Annotated in this window: 18 protein-coding genes, 1 other RNA gene and 6 pseudogenes; 18 read left to right on the top strand and 7 right to left on the bottom strand. The window is 69.3% G+C overall.

Features of this window, described 5'->3' with window-relative positions; genetic code table 11:
* The first annotated feature begins 161 nt into the window (after positions 1 to 161).
* Genes H3H54_RS16960 through H3H54_RS16945 form a run of 4 tightly spaced genes read left to right on the top strand, consistent with a single transcriptional unit; the run spans position 162 to position 3838 of the window.
* Entirely contained in the window at positions 162 to 476 is a 315-nt protein-coding gene (locus H3H54_RS16960; RefSeq protein WP_262424777.1) for a hypothetical protein, read from the top strand.
* Positions 451 to 1116, top strand: a complete 666-nt coding sequence (locus H3H54_RS16955) for a cell division protein FtsQ (protein WP_262424776.1) — start codon at positions 451 to 453, stop codon at positions 1114 to 1116. Before H3H54_RS16960 ends, H3H54_RS16955 begins: the two co-directional genes overlap by 26 nt.
* Positions 1117 to 1160: 44 nt before the next feature.
* Positions 1161 to 3014, top strand: coding sequence for an ABC transporter ATP-binding protein (locus H3H54_RS16950; RefSeq protein WP_262424775.1), 1854 nt, complete (start codon positions 1161 to 1163; stop codon positions 3012 to 3014).
* Positions 3014 to 3838 (top strand): energy-coupling factor transporter transmembrane protein EcfT, encoded by an 825-nt coding sequence (locus H3H54_RS16945; RefSeq protein WP_262424774.1) that lies wholly within the window; start codon positions 3014 to 3016, stop codon positions 3836 to 3838. Before H3H54_RS16950 ends, H3H54_RS16945 begins: the two co-directional genes overlap by 1 nt.
* 400 nt (positions 3839 to 4238) lie before the next feature.
* Here the strand turns inward: H3H54_RS16945 and H3H54_RS16940 are convergent, their stop codons facing one another.
* Positions 4239 to 4346, bottom strand: a complete 108-nt coding sequence (locus tag H3H54_RS16940) for a methionine/alanine import family NSS transporter small subunit (RefSeq protein WP_262424773.1) — start codon at positions 4344 to 4346, stop codon at positions 4239 to 4241.
* Between the two features lie 82 nt (positions 4347 to 4428).
* Positions 4429 to 6076 (bottom strand): annotated as a pseudogene (locus tag H3H54_RS16935) (sodium-dependent transporter).
* Between the two features lie 346 nt (positions 6077 to 6422).
* On the opposite strand from H3H54_RS16935, the gene H3H54_RS16930 reads away from it, so the two are divergent.
* From H3H54_RS16930 to H3H54_RS16915, 4 genes are all read left to right on the top strand, one after another.
* Positions 6423 to 7793 carry a M20 family metallopeptidase gene (locus tag H3H54_RS16930; protein WP_262424772.1) on the top strand — a complete coding sequence of 457 codons (1371 nt, stop codon included), beginning with the start codon at positions 6423 to 6425 and terminating at the stop codon, positions 7791 to 7793.
* 33 nt (positions 7794 to 7826) lie between these two features.
* Positions 7827 to 9410 carry an AbgT family transporter gene (locus H3H54_RS16925; protein ID WP_262424771.1) on the top strand — a complete coding sequence of 528 codons (1584 nt, stop codon included), beginning with the start codon at positions 7827 to 7829 and terminating at the stop codon, positions 9408 to 9410.
* A 225-nt stretch (positions 9411 to 9635) separates the two neighbouring features.
* Complete coding sequence (locus H3H54_RS16920) at positions 9636 to 10100, top strand: CidA/LrgA family protein (protein WP_262424770.1); 465 nt, start codon at positions 9636 to 9638, stop codon at positions 10098 to 10100.
* Positions 10097 to 10795: an LrgB family protein gene (locus H3H54_RS16915; RefSeq protein ID WP_262424769.1), complete on the top strand. Its 699-nt coding sequence runs from the start codon at positions 10097 to 10099 to the stop codon at positions 10793 to 10795. Before H3H54_RS16920 ends, H3H54_RS16915 begins: the two co-directional genes overlap by 4 nt.
* A gap of 34 nt (positions 10796 to 10829) precedes the next feature.
* Here H3H54_RS16915 and H3H54_RS16910 read toward each other — a convergent pair whose 3' ends face one another.
* The gene (locus H3H54_RS16910; RefSeq protein ID WP_262424768.1) at positions 10830 to 11231 is read right to left on the bottom strand and encodes an arsenate reductase ArsC; all 402 of its coding nucleotides are present in this window, start codon (positions 11229 to 11231) and stop codon (positions 10830 to 10832) included.
* 25 nt (positions 11232 to 11256) lie between these two features.
* Positions 11257 to 11682 (bottom strand): helix-turn-helix transcriptional regulator, encoded by a 426-nt coding sequence (locus tag H3H54_RS16905; protein ID WP_262424767.1) that lies wholly within the window; start codon positions 11680 to 11682, stop codon positions 11257 to 11259.
* 84 nt (positions 11683 to 11766) lie between these two features.
* Here H3H54_RS16905 and arsB point away from each other — a divergent pair.
* From arsB to H3H54_RS16880, 5 genes and pseudogenes are all read left to right on the top strand, one after another.
* Positions 11767 to 12884 (top strand): annotated as a pseudogene (gene arsB, locus H3H54_RS16900) (ACR3 family arsenite efflux transporter).
* Positions 12881 to 13324: a low molecular weight phosphatase family protein gene (locus H3H54_RS16895; protein ID WP_262424766.1), complete on the top strand. Its 444-nt coding sequence runs from the start codon at positions 12881 to 12883 to the stop codon at positions 13322 to 13324. The pseudogene arsB and the gene H3H54_RS16895 overlap by 4 nt, the downstream one beginning before the upstream one ends.
* Positions 13325 to 13393: 69 nt before the next feature.
* On the top strand, positions 13394 to 13750 hold the full coding sequence (locus H3H54_RS16890; RefSeq protein ID WP_262424765.1) for an iron chaperone: 357 nt from the start codon (positions 13394 to 13396) through the stop codon (positions 13748 to 13750).
* Positions 13751 to 13962: 212 nt separating this feature from the next.
* A pseudogene (locus tag H3H54_RS16885) lies at positions 13963 to 15724 on the top strand (ABC transporter ATP-binding protein).
* Positions 15721 to 17815: pseudogene (locus H3H54_RS16880) on the top strand (ABC transporter ATP-binding protein). The pseudogenes H3H54_RS16885 and H3H54_RS16880 overlap by 4 nt, the downstream one beginning before the upstream one ends.
* Positions 17816 to 17984: 169 nt before the next feature.
* Here the strand turns inward: H3H54_RS16880 and H3H54_RS16875 are convergent.
* Entirely contained in the window at positions 17985 to 19361 is a 1377-nt protein-coding gene (locus H3H54_RS16875; protein WP_262424764.1) for an NAD-dependent succinate-semialdehyde dehydrogenase, read from the bottom strand.
* Between the two features lie 563 nt (positions 19362 to 19924).
* Between H3H54_RS16875 and H3H54_RS16870 the strand changes: the two genes are divergently transcribed.
* From H3H54_RS16870 to H3H54_RS16860, 3 genes are all read left to right on the top strand, one after another.
* Entirely contained in the window at positions 19925 to 20239 is a 315-nt protein-coding gene (locus H3H54_RS16870; RefSeq protein WP_262424763.1) for a helix-turn-helix transcriptional regulator, read from the top strand.
* Positions 20240 to 20689: 450 nt separating this feature from the next.
* Complete coding sequence (locus tag H3H54_RS16865) at positions 20690 to 21967, top strand: hypothetical protein (protein ID WP_262424762.1); 1278 nt, start codon at positions 20690 to 20692, stop codon at positions 21965 to 21967.
* A gap of 53 nt (positions 21968 to 22020) precedes the next feature.
* Positions 22021 to 22200 (top strand): hypothetical protein, encoded by a 180-nt coding sequence (locus tag H3H54_RS16860; protein ID WP_262424761.1) that lies wholly within the window; start codon positions 22021 to 22023, stop codon positions 22198 to 22200.
* Between the two features lie 75 nt (positions 22201 to 22275).
* On the opposite strand, the pseudogene H3H54_RS16855 reads toward H3H54_RS16860, so the two are convergent.
* A pseudogene (locus H3H54_RS16855) lies at positions 22276 to 22748 on the bottom strand (DUF779 domain-containing protein).
* Between the two features lie 100 nt (positions 22749 to 22848).
* On the opposite strand from H3H54_RS16855, the gene H3H54_RS16850 reads away from it, so the two are divergent.
* Entirely contained in the window at positions 22849 to 23853 is a 1005-nt protein-coding gene (locus H3H54_RS16850; RefSeq protein WP_262424760.1) for an aldo/keto reductase family protein, read from the top strand.
* A gap of 200 nt (positions 23854 to 24053) precedes the next feature.
* Here the strand turns inward: H3H54_RS16850 and H3H54_RS19795 are convergent.
* Positions 24054 to 25626 (bottom strand): annotated as a pseudogene (locus H3H54_RS19795) (alanine/glycine:cation symporter family protein).
* A gap of 280 nt (positions 25627 to 25906) precedes the next feature.
* Here H3H54_RS19795 and ffs point away from each other — a divergent pair.
* An RNA gene (gene ffs, locus H3H54_RS16840) (signal recognition particle sRNA small type) lies at positions 25907 to 26002 on the top strand.
* Positions 26003 to 26061 lie beyond the last annotated feature (59 nt).

Below are 26061 nucleotides of genomic sequence, written 5' to 3'. Positions count from 1 at the left end.
GATGACCTGATGACCTGAGCCGCTGCCCGCTCAGCCGGTTCAGCCCCCTCGCCCGTCCGTCCGCCGCCGCCCCGTGACCCGGCCCCGACCGTCGTCGGCGCCCTCGCCGCAGTACACCCCGCCTCCCACCAGCCCCCTCCGGTCCCCCAAGGAGCGTCACCATGTCCACCCAGATCCCCGCCCCGCCCGCCGATGACCAGCGACGCGGCACCCTGCGCGGCGTCGTCGACGGCGTCCGTCGCGCCGAGCTGACCACCTCGCAGAAGCTGATGGTCTTCGTACTGTCGATGTCCCTGTTCGGGCTGTCGAACATCATCCTGGAGATCGTCCCGGACCCCTCGATCGGGCCCGTGGACATCTCCGTGTCCAACATGATCTTCGTGCCGCTCGCGATGGCGGCGCTGCTCTCCCCGTTCTGGGCCGCGCTCGGCGCCCCCGCTGGGCGAGATCGTGTTCACCGACCTGCTGATGGGTGACTTCTCCGGCCTCGCCGAGATCGAGGGCTACCTGCAGATGTTCCTCGCCATCTACATCGGCGGCTCGCTCGTGCGGAACCCCCGCAACCGGGTCCAGATCGCGATCGGCGCGGTCGCGATCATCCTGATCGACAAGATCCTCTCGGCCGTGGTGGACCTCGGCAAGGTGTGGATCGGCGTCGAGGACGCCGAGTACGTCGAGGGCCTGCCCGAGTCGATCCTGACCCTCGAGATCCTGGGCCTGGGCGTGGACGTCCTCATGAGCGGGATCCTGCTCGGCGCGATCCCCGCGATCTGGCTGATCCCCGCCCTGCACGGCAAGATCGAGCCGCTGATGGGGATGCGCCCGCGCGTGCCCGGCGAGCCGATCCCGGGCGACGCCCCGAACACCCCGCTGTTCGTCGGCTTCGCCCTGCTGCTCGCGATCTCCTCCTTCGGCTTCGCCTTCCTCGAGGCCTTCGACCTCAGCGCCGGGGCGTGGGAGCCGGACTTCCTGGACCGGTTCGGCAACTGGTTCCTGCTGGTCTCGGTCGCCGCGATCGCCCTGGTGATGCTGGTGGCGATGATGTTGTTCCGCCGCACTCGCACCCGCACCCACGTCACGCCCCGCGCCTCCGACGCCGAGGGCTCCGCGCGCTGAGGCGCCGGAGCCCTCACGCGCCGGACACCGAGACCAGGAGCATCATGCAGACCGTTCCCCCGCCCACCGTCGCCCCGCCCACCGTCGCCCCGGCGGCCGCATCCCCCGCGGCGCCCGCCCCGTCGGACCCCGTGATCGTGGTGGAGGACCTGTCCTTCCGCTACCCCGGGACCGACCGCGACACGCTGCGCAACGTCGATCTCACGATCCAGCGGGGCGACTTCGTGGCGGTGGTCGGGGGCAACGGCTCTGCCAAGACCACCCTGTGCAAGACCTTCAACGGCCTGGTCCCGCACTACTGGAACGGCGACTTCGCCGGCTCCGTGCACGTGAACGGGATCGACACCTGGGACTCCTCCGTCGCGGAGCTCTCGAGCCGCGTGGGCTACGTCTACCAGGACTTCCAGAACCAGCTGGTGCGGCCGACGGTCCGCGACGAGGTCGCCTTCGGGCCGTTGAACTTCGGGCACGCCGACCACCGCGAGCGCACCGACGAGGCGCTCGAGCAGCTGGGCATCTCCCACCTGCGCGACAGCTTCGTCTGGCAGCTCTCCGGCGGGCAGGCACACCTGGTGGCCCTCGCCGCGGTGCTCGCGATGCGGCCCGAGGTGATCGTGGTGGATGAGCCCGTGGCCGAGCTCGACCCGGCCCGCGCCCGTGAGATCTACCTGCGCCTGCGCGCCCTGAACCAGGAGCACGGCATCACCGTGATCGCGATCGAGCACCACGCCGAGTTCATCGCCGAGTTCGCCCGCTCGGTGGTGCTGATGGCCGACGGTGCCCCCGTGTGGCACCTGGGCGTACAGGAGGCGATGGACCGCCACGGCGACCTCGAGGCCCACGGCATCCCCGCGCCCGACGCGGTCTCGCTCACCGCCGCGGTGGGGGAGGAGAGTGTGGCGCTGGACGTGCCCTCCGCGGTGACGGCGCTGCGGCCGCATGTGAGGGAGCGCGCTGCCGGGCCCGAGCCGACGGCGGGTTCGTGGCCGACGGCGGACTCGCGGCCGACGGGTGCGGAGCTCGGGGACCCGGTCGCCACGCTGCGCGGCATCCACCACGGCTATCGCACCGTCGCCGGTGACCTCGCCCCCGTGCTGGTGGACCTCGAGCTCGACCTGCGGGCGGGGGAGCGGATCGCGCTGGTGGGCACCAACGGCGCCGGAAAGACCACCCTGATGAAGCTGCTGACCGGCCTGATCGTGCCTCGCCAGGGCACCGTCACCGTGGACGGGATCGACACCCGCTCCCGCTCCGCCGCACGGCTCTCCGACCACGTCGCCTACCTCTACCAGCACCCCCAGCAGATGTTCCTCAAGGACACCGTGCGGGCCGACGTCGCACTCTTCCCCACCGGCCGCAGGGTGCCGGACGCCGAGGCACGGGTCGACGAGGTGATCACGCGGGTGGGGCTGGACCAGCTCGCCGCGCGCGACGGTCGCACGCTCTCCGGCGGCCAGCAGCGCCGCGCCACCATCGCCATCGGCCTCGCGATGCGGCCCACCCTGCTGTTGCTCGACGAGCCCACCTCGAGCCTGGACGTGCGCTCCCGCCACGACGTCACCGGGATGCTCGACTCCCTCGCCGAGACCGTGCGCTGCGCCGTGGTCGCCACCCACGACATGGAGCTCGTGGCCTCCTGGGCCAGCCGCGTGATCGTGCTGGACCAGGGCCGCGTGCTCGCCGACCTCACCCCGCGCGAGCTGTTCTCCCGACCCGAGCTCACCGCCCGGGCCCGTCTGGTCCCGCCGCAGGCCGCCCGCATCGCCCACCAGCTGGGCCTGGACCCGCTGCCGCTGACCGCCGCGGAGCTGCGCACCTGGCTGCCACCGGGCTCCGCCCCGGAGCGGCCGACGCCGGCGCCGCCCCTGCCCCGTTCCACGATTTCGGAGGTGCACTGATGGCCCGCAAGACCCATGACGTGCTCAGCGTCGACTGGGTGCGCCTCGAGCTGCTGCGCACCGCCTACTCCACCCGCGGCGGCCTCTTCGCCCGCATGGACCCGCGCATGGTCATCGCCTGGTACCTGGTGATGGCGATCGCGCCCTGGTTCACCCACAACCTCACCGTGCTGATCGGGTTCTTCGCGCTCGGCGTGGTCTCGGTGATCCTCGCCCGGGTGGGCCCGCTCGTGCTGGGGCTGTTCGTGATCGGGCTCGGCGCGGACGTGATCGCCCTGTTCGTCGCCGCGTTCCTGTTCGGCGGCGACCTGACCACGCTGATCGCGCTCGCCGAGCTGAACCTCAAGCTCGGCGCCGTCTCGATGGCGTCGATGGCGGCCTTCGTGTCCCTGGACCCCGAGAAGCTCTCCGACGCCCTGCTCGCGCTGCGCGCCCCGAGCTGCTCGCCTTCGGGGTCAGCTACGGGTACCGGATGCTGCCGATCCTGGTGGACGAGTACGTCACCGTGTTCGAGGGACAGCGGCTGCGCCACGCCCCCGCCCGAGCGGCGCGGGCTGCTGGGCTGGCGCGTGGTGTGGCAGTGGTGCGTGATGGCGGTGACCGCGTTCTACCCGATCATGCTCAACACCGCCAAGAACGTGCGCACCACGGTCGAGGCGCTCGAGACCCGCGGCTTCACCTACGGGGCGAAGAACGCCGCCGGGCGCACGCTGCGCCTGGCCTACCTGCGGGTGTCCGGGTTGGACGTGGCCGTGCTCGCCGCGACCGCGCTCACCGTGATCGGCGCCTACTGGCTGGGCGCGCAGTTCCCGCTGCACCGGTGAGGGGGCGGGGAGCGCGGCGCGGGACTGCGGCCCCGTCCGGTGCGCGGTACTCCACGGCCCTGGCAGTTTCTCGATCCCCAAGGTCCTGGCCGGTGCACGGTGAGATGACGAGTACGGGCCTATGGCAGCACGCACTGGCGATATGACCAGTGAGTGCTGCCATAGGCCCGCGGACGACACGCCCCGAGCATGGCCGGGCGGCGACCCCGGTCCAGCCGTCCAGCTGTCCAGCTGCCCCGCCGCGCTGCCACGCAGAACGAAGCCCAGGGACCGATGTGCGATCAGACATCGGTCCCTGGGCGTCGAAAGCTGCTGTCAGGGGCAGGGGCAGGGGCAGGGGCAGGGGCAGGGGCAGGGGCAGGACCGGGCCGGGGCCAGCCCGGACCGGCCGCGGCTCAGGTCAGTCGTCGGTCTCCGGGTGACGGCGCAGGTTGATGATGGCGGCGGCGAGGCCGCCCCAGACGGTGACGATCGCGACGATCATCATGACGATGGAGGCGAAGGACATGATCACTCCTGGGGGATGAGGGGGATGAGGGTCTGGAGGGGAAGCGGTCGGCCGCCCCGTGAGGCGCGGCCGCCCAGCCTTGTCACGGGGCCGAGCGCAGCTCGTGCGGGGACTCGGCCTCGGGCACGACGACCAGGCCCTTGCCGGCCACGGCCTCCGGGGCGATCGGGTCGCCGTCGGAGTCGGCCTTGTAGAGGTTCGAGCCGGCGGGCCACGGGATCAGCGAGAGCCCGATAGCGACCACCACCAGACCGATCGCCATCACCCAGCCGAACACGAAGTTGAACCAGCCCGGGTACCCGGAGTGGGTCTTGCCGCTCGTGACGAGCTCGATGGTGCCGCCGATCAGGAGATGCCGAGCACGAGCGGGGCGATGATCGCCACGCACGCGTACCACCAGCGGCCGACGTGGAAGGAGCCGCGGAAGTTCAGGTGATCACGCAGCGTCGGCATGCCCCGCAGTACGAAGGCGACGATCAGCGAGGAGACCAGCGCCGCCGCGACGATGCCGTACTCGTTCGCCCACTTGTCCATCACGTCCAGCAGCGGCAGACCCATCGTGGTCGAGAACAGCGCCACCGAGACCACGGCCATCGGCACGCTGACCACGAGGGTCGGGAGAGGCGGGCCAGGCCGAACTTGTCCTGGACCGCGGCGATGACCACCTCGACGATCGAGATCAGGGAGGTGAAGCCCGCGAGCACCAGGGAGCCGAAGAACAGCACGCCGATCAGCGCGCCGGCCGGGGCCTCGGAGATGATCGTGGGGAAGGCGATGAACGCCAGGCCCACACCGTCGTCGACGACCTCGTCGACCGCGACGCCCTGTGCCTGCGCCATGAAGCCCAGCGCCGAGAACACGCCGATGCCGCACAGGATCTCGAAGCTCGAGTTCGCGAAGCCCACCACCAGGCCGGAGCCGGTGAGGTCCGTCTTCTTCTTCAGGTACGAGGAATAGGTGAGCATGATGCCGAAGGCCACCGACAGCGAGAAGAAGATCTGCCCGTAGGCAGCGATCCACACTCCCGGCTTCGCGAGCGCGGCCCAGTTCGGTCGGAAGAAGGCGTCCAGGCCGTCGATCGCGCCGGGCAGGAACAGCGAGCGCACCACCAGGATGATGAACATGACGATCAGCAGAGGGATGAAGATGATCGAGCTGGCGGCGATGCCCTTCTGCACGCCGAGCGCCATCACCACGATCACCGCGATCCACACCACCAGCATGGAGATCAGCACTGCGGGGACGTAGTCGAAGGAGACGGTCACGTCCGCGCCGCCGAGCGCCTGGGTGTACTCACCGAAGAAGCCGTCGGCCCCCTCCGGGTGGGAGTCCCAGCGCTGGTCGAGGGAGAAGATCGTGTAGTTCGTCGCCCACGCCAGGATCAGCGCGTAGTACAGCGCGATGATCAGGGCGATCAGCACCTGCCACCAGCCGATGAACTCGGTCCAGCGGCGGAAGCGGCGCCAGGCGGCGGGGGCGGAGCCGCGCCAGCGGTGCCCGATCGCGTAGTCGAGGAAGAGCAGCGGGATGCCCGCGGTCAGCAGCGCGACGAGATACGGCAGGATGAACGCGCCGCCGCCGTTCTCGTAGGCGACCGCGGGGAAGCGCCAGATGTTGCCGAGGCCGACGGCGGAGCCGATGGCCGCGAAGATGAAGGCGGTGCGGCCGGAGAAGGCGCCGCGATCGGCGCTCGGCGCTGCGGCGCCGGCGGATGAGGTCGATGCACTCACGGTGTGCCTCCGAGGGAGCTGCGCCGCGAGGCGGCGCGGGGTGGGAGCCGTCGACGATGACGGCCCGGGGAAGGGACGTGCCCGAGGGCGATGGAGGTCCGCGGGGGTGGGCGGGCCGAGAGCGCACGAGTACGGGATCGCCGCGTCGCGCTGTGTGGATGGTACCGCTCCGTGGGGGAGCGGCGGGAGCTGGCGGGCTGGCGAGCTGGCATGCAGGCCGGGCGGTGAGGCCGGGCCGGCCCGTCGGGCGGCGTGCGTCGACGCCGGGCAATCCTTCGGTGAACATTCACCCTCGGATCGGCCACATCGTGACCCCGCACGTGCGACCTGCCTTACATTGGCCGACATGTCTTCAGAGTCGATGGCGCAGTCCGAGGCCCGATGCCCCGAGGTCTCCACCAGTTATCTGCGGCAGCTCGATGAGGAACGCGAGGCCGCGATGCGCGTCTCCGTCCATCCGGGCTCCGCCTACGAGGGCGCCTCGGAGCAGCTCCATGCCCGGCTGGAGGAGCTCATCGCGCGCGAGGCTCCCGAGATGGCCGAGCTGATGCTCGACCTGGCCGCCCACCCGGAGGTCGCCTTCGAGGAGCACCGCTCCGCCCGCGCGATCGCGGACTCCCTCGCCGCGCACGGCATCGACGCGCAGGTGGGGGTGTACGGGCTGGACACTGCGATCCGGGCCGAGATCCGCGGGGCCGGCGCGGAGCACGACGATGTGCCGACGCTCGCGATCCTCTCCGAGTACGACGCCCTGCCCGGCGTGGGCCACGGCTGCGGCCACAACGTCATCGCCGTGATGGGGCTGGGAGCGTTCCTCGCCCTCGCGGCGATCGCCGAGGAGGACCCGTCGGCCGTGCCGGGACGCATCGTGTTCCTCGGCACCCCCGCCGAGGAGGGCCACACGGGCAAGGAGTACATGGCGCGCGAGGGCGCCTTCGAGGGGCTCGATGCCGCGGTGATGGCGCACCCCTACGGCTACGACCTCGCCGATCAGACCTGGCTGGGGCGGCGCACCCTCACCGTCGAGTACCACGGGCACACCGCTCACGCCTCCGCCCAGCCCTTCATGGGTCGCAACGCGCTGGACGCGGCGACCCTGATGTACCAGGGTCTCGGACTGCTGCGTCAGCAGACCCCGCCCACCGACCGCATCCACGCCGTGATCCGCGAAGGCGGGGAGCGGGCCAGCGTGATCCCCGACCACGCACGGCTCGATCTGTACGTCCGCTCGCAGCGGCCCGAGACCCTGAAGGTGCTCTCGGAGAGGGTCGAGGACGTCGCCCGGGGCGCGGCGCTGATGGCCGGCGTCGGCCTCACCGTGCGCTGGGACGAGCATCCGCCCTCTCTGCCGGTGCGCACCAACGAGACGCTCACCGGGCGCTGGGTGCAGGCGCAGCGTCGCCGCGGCCGCGACCCGCTGCCCCACGGCGTGGTCTCCCCGTCGCTCGCCGCCTCGACCGACTTCGGCAACGTCAGCTACCGGGTCCCCGGCATCCACCCGGTGATCCGCATCGCCCCGCCCGAGGTCGCGCTGCACACCCGCGAGTTCGCGGCCTGGGCCGTCTCCGAGCAGGCGCGCGACGCGGCGGCCGACGGGGCCTACGGCCTCGCCGCGACCGTGCTCGATACGCTCCACGACCCGGCGCTGGCGGCGTCGGTCGCCTCCGAGTTCGAGGCTGCCGGGGGCGCGATCGACGTGCCCGCCTACTTCGACTGACCTCCTCGTCCCGATACCCCTCTGGAGTCCCCCATGACCGCTGCACAGACCGGGCCCGCGAAGTCCGGACTCACCGATCGGGCCCTGAACTGGGTCGAATGGGCTGGCAACAAGCTGCCCGAACCGTTCATGCTCTTCATCGTGCTGTTCCTGATCACGGGAGCAGTCTCGACGGGGATGGAGATGGCGGGGGTCGTCGTCTCCGTGCCCGGCTCCGACGAGCCGACGGTGATCAAGGGCCTGTTCACCGGTGAGGGCATGGCCTGGCTGACCACCAACCTCGGCATCAACTACATCGGCTTCCCGCCCCTGGTGACCGTGATGCCGATCCTGCTCGCGATCGGCATCGCCCAGCACTCCGGGCTGCTCGCCGCCGCGATCCGCAAGCTGTTCGGCTCGGCCCCGGCCTGGCTGCTGCCCTACGTGGTGGGCTTCGTGGGCGTGGTCTCCTCGATCATGGCCGACTCCGCCTTCGTGGTGGTCCCGCCGCTGGCGGCCCTGGTGTTCAAGGCCGCCGGGCGCCACCCCGTGGCAGGCCTGCTGGGCGGCTTCGCCGCGGCGGGCGCCGGCTACTCCACCAACATCTTCCCCACCTCGCTCGATGCGCTCTTCGCCGGCATCACCACCTCCGTGATGGACGCGCTGCCCGGCTTCGAGTTCACCGCCGTGAACCCGGTGTCGAACTGGTGGTTCAACATCGTCTCCTCGCTCATCCTGGGCTTCGTGGCCGGCTTCATCATCGACAAGCTGATCGAGCCGCGCCTGCGCCGCCAGAACGTTCCTGTCGACGAGGTCGCCGTGGAGGACGCCGAGGACTCCGCCGAGAGCGCCGAGCAGATGCGCGCCGCCCTCACCCCGAAGGAGAATAAGGGCCTGCTGGTCGCGGTGCTGAGCGGCGTCCTGCTCACCGCGCTGATACTGCTCGCCGTGCTGCCCGAGGGCTCCCCGTGGCGGAACGAGGACGGCGGCTTCCTGCCGAAGTCCCCGCTGCTGAGCTCGATCGTGTTCATCGTGGTCGCGTACTTCATGGTGGTGGGCACCGCCTACGGCGTGATCGTGGGGACGCTGCGCAATACCCGCGATGCGGTGGCGATGATGTCCGACGCGCTCAAGGAGATGCTGCCGTTCATCGTGCTCGCGTTCATCCTCGGCAACTTCATCTCGCTGTTCAACTGGTCCGGCATCGGCACCTGGATCGCCGTGACCGGAGCGGCGGGCCTCGAGAACGCGGGCCTGACCGGCTTCGCCGCGATCATCGGCTTCATCCTGCTGGCGAGCGTGCTGAACCTGTTCATCATCTCCGGCTCCGGCATGTGGGCGATCATGGGCGCCGTGTTCGTGCCGATGTTCGCGCTGATCGGCTACGAGCCCGCCTTCACCCAGGCCGCGTTCCGCGTGGGCGACTCCGCCACCCAGGTCATCACCCCGATGAACCCGTACATGATCGTGCTGCTGGGCATGCTGCGGAAGTACGAGCCCGAGGCGGGTCTGGGCACGCTGATGGCGCGTATGCTCCCCTTCGTGATCCCGTTCTGGCTGGTGTGGACCGTCATCCTGGCCGTGTTCTTCTTCTTCGACCTCCCCATCGGCCCGGGCAACGGCATCTTCATGGAGTGAGCGCGGGCGGGGCGTCCCCCTGCACCCTTCCCCTGCGCCCGTCCCCTGCGCCCGTCCCCACCCCGGCGGGAGTGACGAACCTGGGCAATAGACGCATGGATAACCCCACGTTCGTCACCCGCGCCGACTCCTGACGGGTCACAGCCCCGTCTTCTCCCCCGTGCCGCGATCCCGCCTCCGTCCCGCGGCGCTTGCGAGACCTCGCCGCGATGGCACGATGTCCCCATGTCCCGCGCCGCCCTCCTCCCACCCGTGCTGCTGGGGCTGACGATCCTGCTGCTCGCGCAGATGGTGGGGCTCGCGGCGGAGGCGCTGCTGGGCCTGCCGATCCCCGGGGTGGTGATCGGCCTGGTGCTGCTGGTGGGGCTGGGTCTGCTGCGCCCCACCCGAGCCGTGGTGCGCGCGGCCGAGCCCGCCGCGACCCCGCTGCTGGCGCACCTGCAGCTGCTGTTCGTCCCGCCGGGCGTGGGGATCGTGCTCGAGATGCAGGCCCTCGCGCAGAACGCGCTGCCGATCGCGCTCGCCGTGGGCGGCTCCTTCGTGGCGACCCTGCTGCTCAGCGGTGCGCTGCTGCAGGCGATGCTGCGCCGCCAGGACCGCCGACGCGGCACAGCCGACGGCACAGCAGACGGCGCCGCGGGCGGCGCAGCCGACGGCACTGCGGGCGATTCCGAGGGGGAGCCGGCATGAGCGCGCTGTACGAGCTGCCCGTCTTCGGCCTCACCCTCACCCTCGGGATCTACCTGGTCTCCTACGGGCTCTACCACCGCCTGGGCCGGCCCGGTCTGCTCTCCCCGGTGCTGATCACGGTGATCGGGGTGGCGGCGGTGCTGCAGCTGACCGGGATGCCGTATGCCCTGTACATGCAACAGGTGACGCTGCTGACGCTGCTGCTGGGCCCCGCGACCGTGGCGCTTGCGCTGCCGCTGCTGCGCAACGGCCGGGCGCTGGCCTCCTCCGCCGCGGCCGTCGCGCTCACGCTCGTGCTCGGCGGGATCGTGAGCATCGGGGTGACGGTGGGAGCGATGGTGGGGCTCGGGGCCGACGAGGCCATGCTGCGCGCCGCGCTGCCGCGCTCGGTGACCTCGCCCGTCGGCCTCACCATCGCCGAGACGCTGCAGGCGTCCGTGCCGATGGCCGTGGTGCTCACCCTGATCTCGGGGACGCTCGGCGCCGTGGTGGGCCCGGCGCTGCTGACCCTGATCCGGGTGCGGGACGAGCGGGCGCGCGGCTTCGCGATCGGGCTGACCTCGCACGGCATCGGCACCTCGCGGGTGCTGTCCGAGTCGACGGTCTCCGGCGGCTGGTCGAGCGCCGCGATGGTGCTGAACGCCCTGGTGATGACGGTGACGCTGCCGATCGTGGCGGCGCTGGTCACGGGCTGATCCGGCAGCGGTGCCGCGCGCAGGCGAGCGCCGGTCAGGCTCCGAGGCTCGCGATCAGCTCCTCGACGCGAGCGCGGATGTCGTCGCGGATCGGGCGCACTGCCTCGACGCCCTGACCAGCAGGATCGGGCAGCTCCCAGTCCTCATAGCGCTTGCCGGGGAAGATGGGGCAGGCATCCCCGCACCCCATGGTGATCACCACGTCGGAGAGCTGGACGGCTTCGCGGGTGAGCACGGTCGGGGTCGCGGCGGTGATGTCCACGCCTTGCTCCGCCATCGCCTGGACGGCCGCGGGGTTGATCGAATCGGCGGGGGCGGAGCCGGCCGAGCGCACCTCGATGCGGTCTCCCGCGAGGTGGCGCAGCCAGCCGGCCGCCATCTGGGAGCGCCCGGCATTGTGGACGCAGACGAACAGGACGCTGGGGCGATCGGACATGGCGGCTCCTGGAGGGGACGGGAGGTCAGGACAGGTCGAGGAAGGCGCGCAGCTCGGCGAAGGCCGACGGGACCACTGAGTAGTGCGCCCAGCGGCCCTTCTGCTCCCGAGTGAGCAGCCCGGCATCGACCAGCTTCTTCATGTGGTGGCTGACGGTCGGCTGCGAGATGCCCTGCGAGGCTGCGAGGTCGCAGGCGCACACATCACCGCAGCCGCGCGCTGCGACGTGGGCGAGCAACTGCAGGCGGGTGGGATCGGAGAGCGCCTTGAGGCGACCGGCCAGGTGCTCCGCCTCTACGGCGTCGATCGGACCGGCGCCGAGGGCGCAGCAGTCCAGCGCGCCCGACGGGGCGGGTGCGCACGCGGTGTCGGCGGGCCTGCAGGACTCCCCGGATGCCTCGGCGGACGCCCCGATCGAGAGGCGCCCCGGACGGGAGGAGGAAGGAGTCATGGTCCCACGATACATTGACGGCCATCTATTCGACAGGTTAGCGTTCGCATCGATATCCGCCTATAGGAAGAGGCAGTTCCCCTCATGTCGACCACCTCCGCTCCTGCGGCGCCCACGAAAGTAGCTGGGAAGATGTCGTTCCTGGACCGATATCTGCCGGTCTGGATCCTGCTCGCGATGGCCCTGGGACTGCTGCTGGGCCGCGTCGTCCCCGGTATCGCGCCCGCGCTCGAGGCCGTGAGCATCGCCGGCGTCTCGTTCCCGATCGCCGTGGGACTGCTGGTGATGATGTACCCGGTGCTCGCCAAGGTGCGTTACGACGAGGCGCGCCGCCTCAGCGCCGATCGCCGCCTGATGATCACCTCGCTCCTGCTGAACTGGGTCGTCGGCCCGGCGCTCATGTTCGCCCTCGCCTGGATCTTCCTCGCGGACCTGCCCGAGTACCGCACCGGACTGATCATCGTGGGCCTCGCCCGCTGCATCGCCATGGTGCTGATCTGGAATGACCTCGCCTGCGGTGATCGCGAGGCCGCTGCGGTGCTGGTCGCGATCAACTCCGTGTTCCAGGTGCTCGCCTTCGGTGCGCTCGGCTGGTTCTACCTGCAGGTGCTGCCCTCGTGGCTGGGGCTGTCCACCACCTCGGTGGACTTCTCCCTCGGCGCGATCGTGCTCAGCGTGCTGGTGTTCCTCGGCATCCCGCTGCTGGCAGGATTCCTCACCCGCATCCTCGGCGAGCGGGCCAAGGGCCGGGAGTGGTACGAGAGCCGGTTCCTGCCGCGCATGGCCCCTTCACCCTCTACGGGCTGCTGTTCACGATCGTGCTCCTGTTCGCGCTGCAGGGGAACGCGATCCTCTCCGCCCCGATGGACGTGGCTCGCATCGCACTGCCGCTGCTGCTCTATTTCGTGCTCATGTTCGTGGGGGCCCTGCTGCTCAGTCGGGCGGTCGGGATGGACTACGCCCGCTCCACCACGGTCGCCTTCACCGCCTCCGGCAACAACTTCGAGCTCGCGATCGCCGTCGCGATCGGCACCTTCGGCGTCACCTCGGGGCAGGCGCTCGCGGGCGTCGTCGGCCCCCTCATCGAGGTGCCCGTGCTGGTCGGCCTGGTCTACGTCTCGCTGTGGCTGGGCAGGCGCCTGTTCCCCGGCGACCCCACCGTTCCCTCCTCCGCCCGCACCGAGCAGAAGGTCTCCGCATGAGCACCCCGAACCCCGCGCCCTCCATCCCGTCCGTGTTGTTCGTCTGCGTGAAGAACGGCGGCAAGTCACAGATCGCCGCCGCACTGATGGAGGCTCACGCTGCCGGCGCCGTCGAGGTCCACTCCGCCGGTACCAGGCCCGGCACGGCGATCAACGCCCTCTCGGCAGAGGTCGTCGCCGAGGCCGGAGCGGACATGTCCGCCGGGTCCCCGACGCCGATCGATCCCGTGCTCCTGGCCCGCGTGGACAGGGTGGTGGTGCTCGGGAACGAGGCCGTGGTCGACCCGGTCCCGGGAATGGCAGGGACGATCACCACCTGGATCACCGACGAGCCCTCCGAGCGCGGGATCGAGGGCGTCGAGCGGATGCGCCTGGTGCGCGACGACATCGACCGACGGGTGCGGGAGCTGCTCGCGGAGATCACGGCCGAGGAGACCTGAGCGTCGGGAGTACGCTGAGGACGCTCCTCCTCGACGCGGCGGAGAGCGACGACAGGAGGCCAGACACCCATGACGGCGATACCCGACCATGACGCCTACATCGCCGCGGCGCCCGAGGCGTTCCGCCCCGAGCTGCAGCGGCTGCGCGAGATCCTGGGCCGGGTCCTCCCGGACGCGGAGGAGATGGTCGCCTACGGCATGCCGGGGTTCCGCATCGGCGGCACCGTCGTCGCGAGCTATGCGGCGTTCAGCAGGCAGTGCGGTCTGTATCTCCAGGCGGGCGCGCTCGCCGAGCATGCCGAGGAGGTCGCGGCGGCCGGGCTGAAGGCCACCAAGACCGGCATCACCTTCACCCCGTCGAAACCGATCCCGGACGCTCTGGTCGAGAAGCTCGTGCGAGCATCGCGCGAGGACGCCGGGGTCTGATCTCGCAGGGGAGGGTGCTCCACCCCACCCCGCAGCACCGCCGAAAGTCGGGTGCGCCCTCCCGGGCCGGTCGGTGAGAATGCAGGGGCGCGGCCCGCCCCGGCCGCCCCCGTCGGAGGACAGGAACTGTCCTCCCGCGGCTCTACGCTTCACCGAGACCTCGGCCGCCCACCCCCGTCGGCCGCACCGCCCCCTGTTCGGGAGACCACCCCATGCTCTGGACCCTGATCCGGCACCACCTGCGGCCGTACCTGCCGCATGTGGCGGCCGTGGCCGTCCTCCAGCTCGCCACCGTGCTGGCCACCCTGTACCTGCCCAGCCTCAACGCCGACATCATCGACAACGGTGTGGCCACGGGCGATACGGACTACATCTGGCGCGTCGGCGGCCTGATGCTGCTGGTCGCGATGGTGCAGCTGATCACCGCGATCGCCTCGGTGTGGTTCGGGGCGAGGGTCTCGATGGGGATGGGCCGGGACATCCGCCGCTCCATCTACACCCGCGTGGACCGCTTCTCGAGCGAGGAGATGGCCCGCTACGGCGCGCCCACCCTGATCACGCGCGCCACCAACGACGTCCAGCAGGTGCAGATGCTGGTGCTGATGACGCTGAACTTCATGGTCATGGTGCCGATCATGTCCATCGGCGGGATCATCATGGCGATCCAGGAGGATCCGGGACTGTCCTGGCTGGTGTGGGTGTCGGTGCCGTTGCGATGCTGATCGTCGGGTTCCTGGTGCGGGAGCTGATGCCGCTGTTCCAGCGGATGCAGGACAACATCGACTCGATCAACGGCGTGATGCGCGAGCAGATCATGGGGATCCGCGTGGTGCGCGCCTTCGTGCGCGAGCAGCACGAGACCGAGCGCTTCCGCGACGCCAACGCCACCCTCACCGACACCTCGGTGCGGATCGGCCGGCTGTTCGTGATCATGGGCCCCGCGATCACGATCGTGCTGCACCTGGCCACCGCCGCCGTGCTCTGGTTCGGAGGTCACCGCGTGGATGCGGAGCTGGTGCAGGTGGGCGCGCTGACCGCGTTCATGCAGTACCTGCTGCAGATCCTGATGGCGGTCATGATGGGCACCTTCATGTTCATGATGTTCCCGCGCGCGATCATCAGCGGCCGCCGCATCAGCGAGGTGCTCGAGACCGTCCCCACCCTCGCCGAGCCCGCCCAGCCCGTCGCGCTCGAGGGGAGGGCGGCGCGAGCATCGAGTTCCGCGACGTCACCTTCGCCTATCCCGGCGCGGAATCGCCCGTGCTCGACGGTGTCTCCTTCACCGCCGAGGCGGGCAGGACCACCGCCATCATCGGCTCGACCGGCGCGGGCAAGACCACCCTGGTCAGCCTCATCCCGCGCCTCCACGACGCGACCGGCGGCCAGGTGCTGATCGACGGTGTCCCGGTCACGGACCTCTCCCGCCAGAGCATCTCCGCCGCGGTGGGCCTGGTGCCGCAGAAGCCGTACCTGTTCTCCGGCACCATCGGCCACAACCTCCGCTTCGGAGATCCGACGGCCGGCGACGAGCAGCTGTGGCACGCCCTCGACGTCGCCCAGGGCACCGAGTTCGTCACCGACCGCACCACCGGCGAGGGCGAGAGCGCCGCGACGGGGCTGGACTCCTCCGTCTCCCAGGGCGGCACGAACGTCTCCGGCGGCCAGCGGCAGCGCCTGTGCATCGCCCGCACCCTGGTCGCCGCGCCGCCGCGGGTGTACGTCTTCGACGACTCCTTCTCCGCGCTCGACGTCACCACCGACGCCAAGGTGCGCGAGGGACTCGCCCAGCACACCCGGGGCGCGACCACGATCATCGTCGCCCAGCGCATCTCCACCATCACCGGCGCCGACCAGATCCTGGTGCTCGAGGAGGGCCGCATCGTGGGCCGCGGCACCCATGAGGAGCTGCTCGAGAGCTCGCAGACCTACCGGGAGATCGTCGATTCCCAGATCACCGTGGAGGAGACGGCATGAGCGCGAAGAAGCAGAGCTCCGAGAAGCGGGCTGCGAAGAACGTCGGGGGCGCCGAGCTCACCGAGGCTGAGATCCTCGAGATGCAGGACTCGATGAGCAACGAGTGGGGCGAGGGCGCGCCCCGCAAGGCCAAGGCCTTCTGGCCCTCGGCGATCCGGCTGTTCAAGACCTTCGGCGACCACAAGCTGGGCCTCGCCGTCGTGCTCGCCTTCGGCATCATCTCGACCGTGCTGACGGTATGGGCACCGGCCATCCTGGGCGACGCGATGGACGTCATCTTCGACGGCTTCCTCAGCGGGCAGGGCGTGGACTTCGACGCGCTCGGCCGGCTGCTGCTGCTGGTGCTGGGCATGTACGTGGTCGCCGCGCTGTTCGACTGGCTGCAGGGCCGGCTGCTCAACGACGTGGTCATGAACATCGTCTACCGGCTGCGCGAGAGGATCGAGGCGAAGGTCAACCGCCTGCCGCTCTCGTACTTCGACACCCGTCAGCGCGGTGACCTGCTCTCCCGCACCACCAACGACGTCGACAACGTTCAGACCGCCCTCCAGCAGGCCTTCGCCTCCTTGGTCTACGCGGTGCTGACCATCGTGGGCATCACCATCATGATGTTCTGGCTGTCCTGGCAGCTCGCGCTGATCGCCCTGGTCGCGCTGCCGATCTCCGCCGTGGTCATCGGCATCATCGGCGCGAAGTCGCAGAAGCTGTTCACCGCCCAGTGGCGGAACACCGGGCGCCTGAACGGTCACGTCGAGGAGTCCTTCACCGGACACGACCTGGTGACCGTCTTCGACCGCCAGGACGCGATGCGCGAGCAGTTCGACACCCGCAACGAGGAGCTCTGGGAAGCCAGCTTCAAGGCGCAGTTCTACTCCGGCATGATCATGCCGATCATGCAGTGGGTGACCTACCTCGGTTACGTCGGGATCGCCGTGGTCGGCGGGCTGAGGATCGCCGCCGGGCAGATGTCGCTGGGCCAGGTCACCGCCTTCATCCAGTACTCGCGAGAATTCAACGCACCGCTCGGGGAGGTGGCAGGGATGGCGAACATGCTGATCTCCGGCGTCGCCTCCGCCGAGCGCATCTTCGAGCTGCTGGATGCCGAGGAGCAGGAGGCCGACGGGCAGATCGTCGCGGATGGCGAGCGGATCGAGCGCGCCGAGCTGAGCGGCGCAACCCGCGGCCGGGTCGAGTTCGACCACGTGGCCTTCTCCTATTCCACGGACAAGCCGCTGATCACCGACCTGTCGATGACCGCGGAGCCCGGGCAGACCATCGCCATCGTGGGCCCCACCGGTGCCGGGAAGACCACCCTGGTCAATCTCATCATGCGGTTCTACGAGATCGACGCCGGGCAGATCCGCCTGGACGGCGTGGACATCCGCGCGCTGGATCGCGGCGCCGTGCGCTCGCGGGTGGGCATGGTGCTGCAGGACGCGGTGCTGTTCGGCGGCACGATCCGCGAGAACATCCGCTACGGACGCCTCGAGGCGAGTGACGAGGAGGTCGTCGCCGCCGCGACCGCGACCTTCGTGGACCGCTTCGTGCACACCCTGCCCGACGGCTACGACACCGTCATCGAGGACGAGGGAGCGAACGTCTCCGCCGGTGAGCGGCAGCTGATCACCATTGCCCGCGCCTTCCTCGCCGATCCGGCGCTGCTGATCCTCGATGAGGCCACCTCCTCCGTGGATACCCGCACCGAGGTGCTGGTCCAGGAGGCGATGGCCGCGCTGCGCACACGACCGCACCTCCTTCGTGATCGCCCACCGCCTCTCCACGATCCGTGATGCCGATGTGATCCTGGTGATGGAGCGCGGCGACATCGTCGAGCAGGGCTCGCACGACCAGCTGCTCGACGCCGAGGGCGCCTACCACCGCCTGTACTGGTCCCAGTTCGCGGCCGGGGTGGATCCCGACGCCGACGACGCAGTGGTCGAGGGCACCACCACCGGTGCGGTCCCCGCGATCACCGGCGAGGTCGCTGCCGTGACCGGTGAGGTGGCGACGGTGACCGGTGCGATCCCGCCGGTGACCGGTGCAGAGGCGGCGGTGACCAGGGAGCCAGGGGACTCCGAGCCCAGGGCGTAACCCCTTGGGCAGCCCCCGGCGTCAGCGGGGCGTAGCCGGGGCGCCAGCGGGGCAAAGTTGGGGGAGTGGTTGCGCTATTCCCCCAACTTTGCCCCGTTCGATGCGAGGGGGCGAGGGGTCGAGGGTTGCGAGGGGTCGGGGCGAGGGATGGCCCCGGGTTCCGACGGGGTCAGGCGGCCGAGGTGCGGCGCAGGCGGACGTTGACGAACTCTCCCATGCCCCACCGACCGAGCTCACGGCCGAAGCCGGACCGCTTCACGCCGCCGAAGGGCAGTCCGGCCAGCGTCGTCCCGTGCTCGTTGATGTAGGCCATCCCGACGTCGAGACGGTCGGCGATCTCCTGGGCGCGTTCGAGATCGCGGCCCCAGACGGAACCGCTCAGCCCGAAGTCGACGTCGTTGGCGAGCTCCACGGCCTCGTCGGCCGAATCGACACCGTGGATCACGGCCACCGGACCGAAGATCTCCTCGCCGTAGGCGTCCATGTCCTGGGTGACGCCGGTGAGCACGGCGGGCTGCATGAAGGCCCCGTCGCGGTCGAGCGCCTGCCCGCCGGTATGGAGGGTGGCGCCCTGCTCGACGGCACGTTCGACCTGAGCGACGACGCCGTCACGCGCACCGATCGAGGAGAGGGGGCCGACGTCGACCTCCTCGTCCAGCGGATCGCCGATGGTCGCGTCCTCGAAGCTCTCGACGACGATCGCGACGAACTCCTCACGACGCGCCGCGGGCACGAAGATGCGCTTCGGGGAGTTGCAGGCCTGTCCCGCGTTCGACAGCCGTGCGGTGGCGACGGTGCGGGCGACCTGCTCGAGGTCGGCATCGTCGAGCACGATGAGCGGATCGGAACCGCCGAGCTCGAGCACCGACTTCTTCAGGTGCTTGCCGGCGTTCTCCGCGACCGCCGCACCCGCCTTCTCGCTGCCGGTGAGGGACACACCGCGCACCCGCGGATCGGCGATCATGTCGGCGATCTGGTCGTGGGAGGCGAAGACGTTGGCGTAGGCATCGCGCGGGACCCCGGCCTTATGGAGGATCTGCGCCATGATCTCCGAGGAGCCGGCGCAGATCTCCGCGTGCTTCAGGATGACCGTGTTGCCCGCCATCAGGTTCGGGGCGGCGAAGCGCGCCACCTGGTAGTAGGGGTAGTTCCAGGGCATCACTCCGACGAGCGGGCCGATCGGCTCCGTCTGGACCAGTGATTCCTGTGCGCCCTGCGGGTCCAGCTGCTCGGGCTGCAGCAGGTCCGGCCCGTGGGTGGCGTACCAGCGGTAGATCGAGCCGGCCAGCTCGGCCTCACCGATGGCCTGCTGCAGCGGCTTGCCCATCTCGACGGCGATCAGTTCTCCCAGCTCCCGGGAGCGGTCGTCGTAGGCGTCGGCGACCCGCTCCAGGATGGAGGCGCGCTCCTTCGCTGCGGTGGCGCGCCACTCGGCGAACGCGGCGTGGGAGCGATCGAGCACGTGCTCGACCTGAGCGCTGTCCAGGGTGGTGAATTCCTTGTCGGTCCGTCCCGTGGTCGGGTTGGTCGTCGTGTATTCAGCCATCTCCCTACCGTCGTCCGGAGGTCCCGGATCTGTAAAGCTCAGCCTTCCGAGCGGTCGTTGGAGCGCGGCGGTCACCTCCGCCCTCCGCGCTCCCGTCGTGCGCTGGGCGGCGCACCCGCGCGGGGGAGACACCCGCGCGGGGGAGACTGGGTCGCACACGTCGAACTGCCGCTCCTGGGGGAAGGGCCGCTGCGATGACCGACCCCCGCCGCCCCGCGCCGGACGCGGCCGTGGCCGATCCGGTCCGTCTCATCGTCGTCGATGATGAGCCCATGGTTCGGCAGGGCCTGGCCATGATCCTTGGCTCCGACCCTGAGGTCGTCGGTGCCGCCGGGACGGGGTGGAGGCTGTGGGCGTGGTCCGCTCCACCCGCCCCGAGGCGGTGTACAGGACGTGCGGATGCCGGGCAGTGACGGGATCCGTGCCACCGAGCTCCTGCCGAGCCCGCCGAAGGTGCTGGTCGTGACACCTTCGAGCATGATGAGTATGCGTTGGAGACCCTGCGCGCCGGAGCGTCGGGCTTACTGCTCAAGTGATCCCCGGCCGAGGAGATGGTCCAGGCAGTGCTGCGCACCCTCGCCGACCGCACGAGCCTATTATTCCCGCAGGTGATGCTCGACCTACTGCGTCCGCGCGCCCGCACCGCTGCCTACGAGGGACCGGCGCAGACACGGCGCGAGGGGGAGGTGCTGGAGTGGATCGCACAGAGCATGACCAACCCGGAGATCGCCGAGCACCCGTCCGTCGGGGTTGGGAACTTCAGCCCCCACGTCGGAAGCTTGCTCGGCATATTCGGCGCCCGGGGCCGCAGACAGGCAACCGTCATCGCCCTTCGCATCGGACTGGTGGATCCTGCCGGGACTCCGCCGCTCCGGTAGGTCGATCGCCAGCGGCGCCTGCGCAGCAGGGTGGTCCAGCGGCACCGCGTTGGTCTCGTGCCAGATGCCGACAGCCCCGGGATGCTTCCGGACCGCGGTGTTGAACTCATTTCAGGACGGGAGGTGCGCGCGAGGCCATCCGGGCGTAGCCGTGGAGGTGTTAGAGCGAAAGATTCGATGGGCCGAACACTCGCTTTCGCGACGAGTCTGCCGTGCGCCCGGTACAGACGTACAGCAGGAGCGCACGCAGGCCTTCGGAGTGCCAGCTCGTGTCTGGAAGGCCATGAAGTAGCGGCGTCCGGAGCCCCCGGCAGCTGACGATCGGCAAGCGTGTTGCCCAGGACTTCCGTAGTCTGTGGGTTCGCCAGGCTGCAAGGACTGGCGGTTTGGGGTGGAGCGGCGCCATTGGAAAAGGTGAATGCGTGCTTGCAATCGCGATGGAGGGTACTGGTGGTGGAGCGATTCAATCGGAGAGTGTTCGCGAGAGTCGACGTGGACACTCGCGCATACGAGCCGCAGCACTTCGAGAGCGCGTTCGAGGAGCGTAGATGGGGCTACCGGGCACTTGAGGGCCGGGGGTACATGCTCGCCATTCCTATGTATTGCTCGCGTATTGCTTCGATGGATGTCGCACGTGCGAAGATCGCAGATTTCCTGGAGGAAGTCGGCGGCATGGAAGTGAGGTATCTTCAGCGGTCACATCAAAAGGCTGAGCGACGATCGGCATTTCGCTCGTTTCGAAGCGAAGGTGGCTGGCTCTCTGCAATGCCGTTCGTGAAGCGGTTTCCTCCTGAGTGGCGAACTGTGGGGGCCGAGTGGGAGATCTACAGCGATCGCGACATATCCGGAGAAAACTTCTCCGGCGTGCGGAGTGTCTATCCGCAAATTGTTGGCACTGGGGCCTTCGGCCTCGCCCGCAGCCCAGGGCCTCGCGTGATAATTGACCCCGAGCGAAGGTGGCTTTCCTGGTTGGTTCAGAGGGCGATTCTTCTTCTTGGCCTGATTGTCTCCTTGGTCGCGGCCGCCACCGTTTTTGCTCCAGATGTCTCTCTCGCTCTGCGGATTTTGTGTGTTGCTGTTCTCATCGTATTTTCGGTGGCCATTGGGCTATGGTCGACCGGCAATAGCGACCGATGGATGGTCCGCATAGTGGGAGTTCTCCTGGCTGGCTCTTTCGTGACGGCTTTTGGGCTGTTGTCCCGTGCGGTGATAGAAGGGGCTGATCGGGTGCCGTGGTCCGCCTTTCTTCTGGCGTTTTTGCTCATGTTCTCGATGAGGGGCCTTCGTCACTTGGTGATCATCCAGCCCCGAACTCGAGTCGCGGGGACCGTCTCGGTGGTCGCACTGGCAACCGGCGCAGCATTTGCTGGAACTCGGGCTGCAATCGGTGCCGTGTCAGCCGAGTTTGGGATACCAATAGAGCGTGTCGTCTTCCCTCAATGGGTGACCTACGTCGCGGGGGCTGGATTGTTCGTCTACGTCGCGACGGCGCTGCTGCTCATCGCGGCCATATGGGGGTGGGCGGAGTACAACGGTATGGGGGCTGCTTTCCGGAAGTCTCGCGACATTCTGGCCCTCATGATCGTAATGACCCTCCTTCTGTACGGAACCGCTGCGACATATTTGGCTCTGGTTCAGGGGGACAGATCTATGAGGATTGGCTGGACGAGCTGCGAATGGGGGTCACGCCCTCCGCCACCTCGGACTTTGCCTACCGTGCGTGCCTGATCGAAGACGCAGAGGAGGGTGCAGGAGCCAGCCAGATCAGGACGGAGGTGCCGATGGTGATAGTCGAGTCCGTGGAGGGGCCGGGATGGGCATGGGACCCCATCGGGCGCAATCCCCGAGGCGAGACCGCGACCATCCCGATCGACCGCGACCTCTACGACGTCGTCAGGGTCGGTGACGGGGTCTTCGTCTGCCCGCCGCCCGACATCGCGAGGACGCAGTCGGGAGGGTAGGAACTCGCCAGCGACCTGCCGGGCTTCACCGGTTCCAGCTCGTTGGTAATGTGTCGTCGCTGCGGCTCAGGCAACTCAGTCGAGCATGCGCGACCTGGTCAGGAATCGCTTCCCGTCGGGCGTCTCGAGGCTGAAGCCGCCGCCGCGGCCGTCGACCAGGTCGATCGTGAGGTGGGTGTGGCGCCAGTAGGTGAACTGCTCGCGGCTCATCCAGAAGTCCAGCGGGCTGGTGGTGCCGTCCGGCAGCGGCACCTCGACGTGGCCCATCTTCACGTCGGCGTCGCCGGTGATGAAGTCCCCCTCGGGGAAGCACATGGGGAGGAGCCGTCGCAGCAGCCGCCGGACTGGTGGAACATCAGCGGGCCGTTGCGGTCGATGAGCCGCTGGATCTGGGCGACCGCGGCGGCGGTGAAGGCGACACGGGAGAAATTCTCGCCCTCGACTGTCGGCTCCATCTCCAGGACGTCGTCGCCGGGAGTGGGTTCGGGCAGCGGCGGGGCAGGCGGCTGCCCGGGCTGCGGCGCGGGCGTGGTGGAGGTTCCGGTCATGGTCGTCCCCTTCCGTGAGCGGCCGACGGGCGCTGACACCGCCGCCCTGTGACATGGACCACCAGGATAGGCCCCGCCCCGCGGCCATAAGGTTGCGGGTATGGAACATCGTCACCTCGGCCGCTCCGGCCTCAAGATCAGCGAGCTCATCTACGGCAACTGGCTCACCCACGCCTCCCAGGTCGAGGACGAGCGGGCCCGCGCCTGTGTGCGCGCCGCACTCGACGCGGGCATCTCCACCTTCGACACCGCCGACACCTACGCCAACACCGCCGCCGAGGTGGTGCTCGGCGAGGCACTGCAGGGAGAGCGCCGCGAGTCGCTCGAGATCTTCACCAAGGTCTACTTCCCCACCGGCCCGAAGGGTCACAACGACACCGGCCTGTCCCGCAAGCACATCCGCGAATCGATCGACGCGTCGCTCACCCGCCTCCAGACCGACTATGTCGACCTCTACCAAGCGCACCGCTATGACTACGCGACCCCGCTCGAAGAGACGATGCAGGCCTTCGCCGACGTGGTCCACTCCGGCAAGGCGCTGTACATCGGCGTCTCCGAATGGAACGCGGACCAGATCCGTGCGGGTCATCAGCTGGCCCGTGAGCTCGGCATCCAGCTGATCTCCAACCAGCCCCAGTACTCGATGCTGTGGCGCGTGATCGAGGAGCGCGTGGTGCCCACCTCGCGTGAGCTCGGCGTCTCCCAGATCGTGTGGTCACCGGTCGCGCAGGGCATCCTCACCGGCAAGTACAAGCCCGGCACCCCGGCGCCCGAGGGCTCGCGCGCCCGTGACGAGAAGGGCGGCGCGGACATGATCAAGCGCTTCCTGGACGACCCGGTGCTCGAGGCCGTGCAGGGTCTCGAGCCGATCGCCGAGGAGCTGGGGCTCTCCATGGCGCAGCTGGCCGTGGCGTGGGTGCTCAGCAACGACAACGTCGCCGGCGCCATCATCGGTGCCTCCCGTCCCGAGCAGATCACCGAGAACGTCAAGGCCACCGGCGTCACGCTGGACGCCGAGGTGAAGGCGCACATCGACGAGGTGCTCGGCGACATCCCCGAGACCGATCCCGCGATGACGGTCTCCCCGGCGCAGCGCCTGGCCTGACGCTCGTGCGGTTGTCACGGGCGGGCCGGGAGTGACGTGAGCTGGCGATATCGCCACCTCGTCGCGCCAGCGACCTGCCCGCGCCGCTGGGCCGGGTCGTGAGCTGCGCCGCCGGGCCGGCGCGGGAATGACGACGCCCGGTGTCTCGTGGGAGCCACGGGACACCGGGCGCTGTGCTGTGCGGCGTATGCCGAGAGGGCTCAGCTCTTCGTGGTGTCGATCCCCAGCTGCTCGGGAGGCAGCTCCCCGCCGGACTTGCCCTGGAGGACGTGACCGTCGGCCCGCAGCTCCCAGAACGTCGCGCCCTCGATGCCGAGCTTGCGCGGATCGAACTGCGGATCCAGGCCCGCCTTCTTCTGCTCGCGGAAGTCCTTGAGCGCCTTGAGGGCCGGGCCCTGCAGGAAGAGGATGCCGACGATGTTCAGCCAGGCCATCGAGCCCACGCCGATGTCGCCCATGCCCCAGGCCGCACCGGCGGTGTTCACCGCGCCGTAGGCCACGGCGATGAGCACCAGCGCCTGCAGCAGGCGCAGCATCGCCCGGGCGAGCACGCGGTTCTTCATCTTGCGGGTGAGGTAGTTCAGGTTCACCTCGGCCATGTAGTAGTAGGCCACGATCGTGGTGAACACGAAGAATCCGAGAGCGATGGCGATGAACGTCGGGCCGAGGCCCGGGAACACGGCGTCGAGCCCCTGCTGCACGTAGCCGGGGCCGGGCTCGACGTCGACCGGCAGGGGCTCCCCTCCGGGCCGATCACAGGGGAGGCGCCGGCGTTCCACTCCTCGTTCTCGAAGGTGTTGAACATGCCGGTCGAGATGATGATGAACGCGGTCGCAGAGCACACGAACAGGGTGTCGATGTACACCGAGAACGACTGGGCGAAGCCCTGCTTGGCCGGGTGGGACACCTCGGCGGCGGCTGCGGCATGGGGGCCGGTGCCCTGGCCGGCCTCGTTGGAGTAGATGCCGCGCTGGACGCCCCACTTGATGGCGAGGCCGACGATCGCACCGAAGATCGGCTGCACGCCGAAGGCGCTGCCGAAGATCAGGCCGAACACCCGGGGATGTCCTCGAAGTTCATGAAGAACACCACGAGCGCGATGATGATGTACAGGATCGCCATCACAGGGACCACGATCATGGCGAAGTGAGCGATGCGCTTGACTCCGCCGATGACGATGAAGCCCAGCGCGATCACGAGACCGATGGCGGTGACCCAGGTGGGGATGCCCCAGGCGTTGTCGATCGCGGAGGCCATGCCGTTGGCCTGCACGCCCGGCAGGAAGAAGCTCATCGCGATGATGGTGACGATGGCGAAGAGGATCCCGTAGAAGAGTGACAGGCGGGGAGCCTTGTGCTTGTAGGCCTTCTCGAAGTAGTAGGCCGGGCCGCCGCGGTACTCGCCGGTGTCGCGGTCCTTCTCCTTGTAGATCTGGCCCAGGGTGCACTCGACGAACGAGGTGGAGGCGCCGAGGAATGCAGAGACCCACATCCAGAACACGGCGCCGGGGCCACCGAAGGCGATCGCGGTGGCGACGCCGCCGATGTTGCCCATGCCGACGCGTCCGGAGAGGGACATCATCAGCGACTGGAAGGAGGAGGTGCCGTCCGGGGAGTTCTCGCCCTTCTTCAGCTGGTCGAGCATGTCCGGGAGGTTCCGGACCTGGAGGAGGCCGGTGCGGATGGTGAAGTACAGCCCGACGATCAGACAGAGCCCGATCAGGGGGACTGACCAGATCAGGTTGTTCGCGCCTTCGATCAAGTAGTCGAACATGTGTGCTCCTGGGGGAAAAGGGAAGCGGCGACACCCTTGGCGCCGCGCGCAGGAGGTGACCGCAGTCACCACCTGGTGCTGGACGGAACATACCGGACAACACGCCCTCTGAGGGTTCTTTCAGCGTCCCGTTGCCTGGTCGTTACGCAGCCGGGGGTGTGTTGAGCGTGTTTCTGCAGGCAGGAAGCGGCACTAGGTACTTCTGCGGAGGCTGCGGCGTGTCGTGAGCAGGATCGCGCTCGACGGCTCGAAGTGGCGGCCGACGAGCCGTTACACTTGTCGCGACCCCTCGTGCGGTGTCATCTTGCTGAACTCCCCAGGGCTTGACGGCAGCAAGGGCAGGTGAGCTCTGGCAGGTGCACGAGGGGTCGCTTCATGCCCGGACGCGGCCCTCCCTCTCCTTCCCCTGCGGCGTCCTTCCCACGCGGCGCGAGG

The organism is Brachybacterium sp. Z12 (assembly GCF_014400405.1).
In the GTDB taxonomy this organism is placed as follows: Bacteria; Actinomycetota; Actinomycetes; order Actinomycetales; family Dermabacteraceae; genus Brachybacterium.
This window is presented reverse-complemented; position numbering and strand designations above follow the sequence as displayed.